The organism is Phytoactinopolyspora endophytica, assembly GCF_004138495.1.
Taxonomy (GTDB): Bacteria; Actinomycetota; Actinomycetes; order Jiangellales; family Jiangellaceae; genus Phytoactinopolyspora; species Phytoactinopolyspora endophytica.
Genome location: NZ_ML142887.1, coordinates 426 through 3,759, shown reverse-complemented (window position 1 = coordinate 3,759; position 3,334 = coordinate 426). Strand labels below are relative to the sequence as shown.

Annotated in this window: 2 protein-coding genes; both read right to left on the bottom strand. The window is 60.9% G+C overall.

The window, feature by feature from the left end; all coding sequences use genetic code 11:
- Positions 1-57 precede the first annotated feature (57 nt).
- Complete coding sequence (locus ELR45_RS33970; RefSeq protein WP_205857810.1) at positions 58-507, bottom strand: UPF0158 family protein; 450 nt, start codon at positions 505-507, stop codon at positions 58-60.
- Positions 508-855: 348 nt separating this feature from the next.
- Complete coding sequence (locus tag ELR45_RS33965) at positions 856-3,054, bottom strand: KAP family P-loop NTPase fold protein (RefSeq protein WP_165368350.1); 2,199 nt, start codon at positions 3,052-3,054, stop codon at positions 856-858.
- Between the last annotated feature and the right edge of the window lie 280 nt (positions 3,055-3,334).

Genomic DNA, 3,334 nt, shown 5'->3' with positions numbered 1-3,334 from the left:
GTGCGGCTCTGGACCAGGGTGAGGCGGTACCTGTGGCTCAGGGAAGCGTGGGATCTTCTAGGCCTGCGAGGAACTGGTCCGCGGCGTCGTCATCGACCAGTGAGTTGTCCGCCACCATTGCAGCGCTCGTCGCTTGGCACGGGTGTCTCGGAAGGCGTACCAGGCTTCGAGCAGCTCCGGGTGCTCGCCGTGCAGCGCGTCCTTGAAACGGCGGAAGGCGCCCTTGCCTTGGAAGGCGCGGCCGAGTCTGCTCGCGGCCTCTTCGTCGCTGATCGTCTCAGCGAAGTCGGCCATGTCTTGGTACCAGATGTAGGAGGGGAGAGGATCGATGACGACCAGGTCTAACTCGTCGAGTTCGACCGGTGTCTGGCCGTCGATCCCGGTGTCCTCTGTCCAGAAGACGATCTCTCCGGTGCGTGGATTGAGCAGCCAACGGTGCTCGTAGTCGGTCTGGTCTGAGAGTGCGTTTGCGATGTCTTCGAGATCGAGTTTGTCCAGCTCAAGCATCCATCCACGATAAGCCTGCCCTGACGAACGCGATCACGCCGGGAGATCAACTGCGCTCCAGGCGACGTCGTCGCGCGCACTAGGGCCAACGGATGCGGCCACGGTAGCCGTCATGCTGTCTACGCAGAACGTCAGCCTGCACGTGGGGCTCGTAGGGCTGGCCGAACAGCGGCATGAGAGCGCGTTCAGCCTTGCTCATCGCGGCCGAGATCTTGGGGCGATCCGCTGCGTCTTTCGCGGAATGACCGCCGTTCAGAGTCGTGCCGGTATCCCAGAGTGATTGGAGGAGTCCGACATGCAAGGGCACGACGCCGGTCCTCATGCCGTCATCAACGTACTTGCGCCTGCCTAGTTCTGTTGTGGGTCCGTCCGATCATCCGGCGATGCCTTGGCTGACCTTCGAGCCCTCTCCTCGTCCAGCAACGTCCTGGCTACTCGAACGCGGTTTTCCCAAGTGGACTCAAGATCGTAAGCAGGCTGGAGCCGTTCGTCCTGGTCTAGCGGCAGAAGGTGCTCGATGGCGAAATCGACGCCGATGAGTGGTTCAACCGCCGACATATCGAGGGGTGGAGGTCCCGTGTCGTCCACCCGACTCAATCTTGCCAGCACATCTTCCACGGACCATCCCGCCTTCGACGCCGTTGCAGCACGGAGCCACTCGCGCATCTCATCATGATCGAGCCAGCGCCACGCCCAGATGACTCGCCACATCTCATCACTCAGCGAACTGAGCCCGTCCTTGCTCGCGTCGAAGTATTCACGAATGATGGCGCGTGTCTCTCGAGCGGCGGCGTCGAGCCATTGGATTGCCTTCTTCCCCTTATCGGTGGATGAACCGTGTTGAGCCTTGCTGACGATCGTCGCCACGAGGGCAACCCCCTCGGGCGCTGCAGTCATTCGACGCAGAAGCCTCGGCCCTTCGCTCGCTGCCACATCTGGCAGCAGATCCGATGCCAAGAGTTGGACGAATCGGCGGGGGTCCAAGAATGCCTCGCCGCCGGCTGGCAGATCGGCATAGAGATCGGCTAGGAACACCAGCAGGGCAGCAGCCGGCGCTCGCCCCTGCTCTTGCTCAGAGCCGAGCTTCCTGCAAACGCGCGCAGCGTCGGAGAGAAGCTTCGAGCGAAGTTCATGAGTCGCATCCGACTGTTTTCCGTTCGCCAGACTCTCTAGGGCCTCTCTGACGATCGAGTCCGCGATATCCTCAGAGGGCACGCCGAAGGAGAAGTAGCGATCGAAGTAGTCGACATGGCCGACGCCACGCCGAAGTCGAACATCTTCCAGCCACTCACCGGCGTACTCCGTGTTGTCCCTCGCTGTACGAATAGGGAGGAACAACTGAGCGAGGACCGCGAGCACGCCGTCGATGTTCTCGTCCGCCACACCAGACCTACGGAGTCGGTCTGTCCACTTCTCAAGAGCTGCCTGATGCGTCTCCTTCTGGCTCGTGGTCGGAAAGACATCGAAGTCAGACCGTGTTAGCGCGTTCCTGTGTGTCTGTAGCGTTGAGTAGAGCTCAGGCTCGGCAGTCCGAACCCAAGACAGGAGCAAGAAATCGACAAAGTCGGCTTCTTCACCGAGCAAGACGTACAGAGCCTCCACCTGGGCGAAGTACCGATTGATCGCTCGTGGCGTCATCAAGCGTCGCCTGATGTGATTGTGGAATGCTGTGCGGAAGCGGTCAAAGTTCTGGTCGTCGAGGGCGATCGCGTTTTCGTCGAGCACGTGGTTCAAACACGCGTCCACCATTCCGAGGGCCTGTGACTCGCGCAGGATCGGAAGGTCCAATCGGACCTGAATGATCTTCTCCAGATAATCACGTGCTCGACGCTTGTCGGTTGATGCCGAATGAGGAACGAGGTTGGTTCGTGACAAGATATCCAAGAGGGTCGATTCGTCGTAAGAAAGCAAGTAGTAGACGTGAGGTAGACGCCCTACGAGACGCACAAGTTTGAAGACTAGAAGGAGTTCTTGGGGCGTGAGGCGGTCAAGGTCATCCATGATTAACAAGATCGGCCTGCCCAGTTGGCGAAGCGTATCCTCGGCGGCAGCCTTCAACGCGTTGGCGTTCTGGTCGCCGGCGATGGCGTCACCGGCGGCTTTCACGGCGTTCTCTGCGCTGACGCCTGGAACGAGGCCCATAAACGGCGCGATGGACTTACCGAATTCGCCCAGCCGCCTCCGAGCATCTGACCATTTCGCGTCGCGGGGGAGGACCCCGCGGAGCTCCTGGAAGAAGCCGTTATGCAAGGACTCGACGTCTCCGTACGTCCATGGGTTGAAGGTGGCGACAAGCCAATGGGAGTCATGCTCGCCCTGAGGGGTTGCCTGATCGCTCTGCTGGAGCTTGCGCGCGACCATGTCGAGCACGCTCGACTTTCCTGAGCCCCATGCACCGATAAGCGCCATTACGCTCGACTCGCTTTGGCCGCGCACACGATCGAGAAGTCGGGCTACGTGGCCCGCGTAATCGTCTCGGCCCAGGCGGTCAGGAGCCTCGGGCGATCCATCGATCGGGTCGTCAGCGAAGAGGGTTGCGTGTGGCATCATTCTCCTTCGAGCGTCAACTCAGTGATCAGGCTAGACGACTGCGCCGCAGTTGCAACCTGAGCTGCGTCGGCGTCTTCCCTCGCCATGCGATAAGTATGAATTGGTGTCGCCGACTCTCAGTCCTTCTGGGCGCCATGGACGCACCCTTCACGATGAGTTCACGGCTGACGACAGGAGCTCACATGCCCGCGTCGTAGGCGGTGAGGAAGTGGATCCCGTCACTGTCGAGGTTTCGCCGGGCACGGTCATAGTGCTCGGTGGTGCGCCGGTCGGCGTG

Coding starts and splice junctions, on each gene's coding strand:
- ELR45_RS33970 (WP_205857810.1), bottom strand. CDS start 507: ATGCTTGAGCTGGACAAACTCGATCTCGAAGACATCGCAAACGCACTC.
- ELR45_RS33965 (WP_165368350.1), bottom strand. CDS start 3,054: ATGCCACACGCAACCCTCTTCGCTGACGACCCGATCGATGGATCGCCC.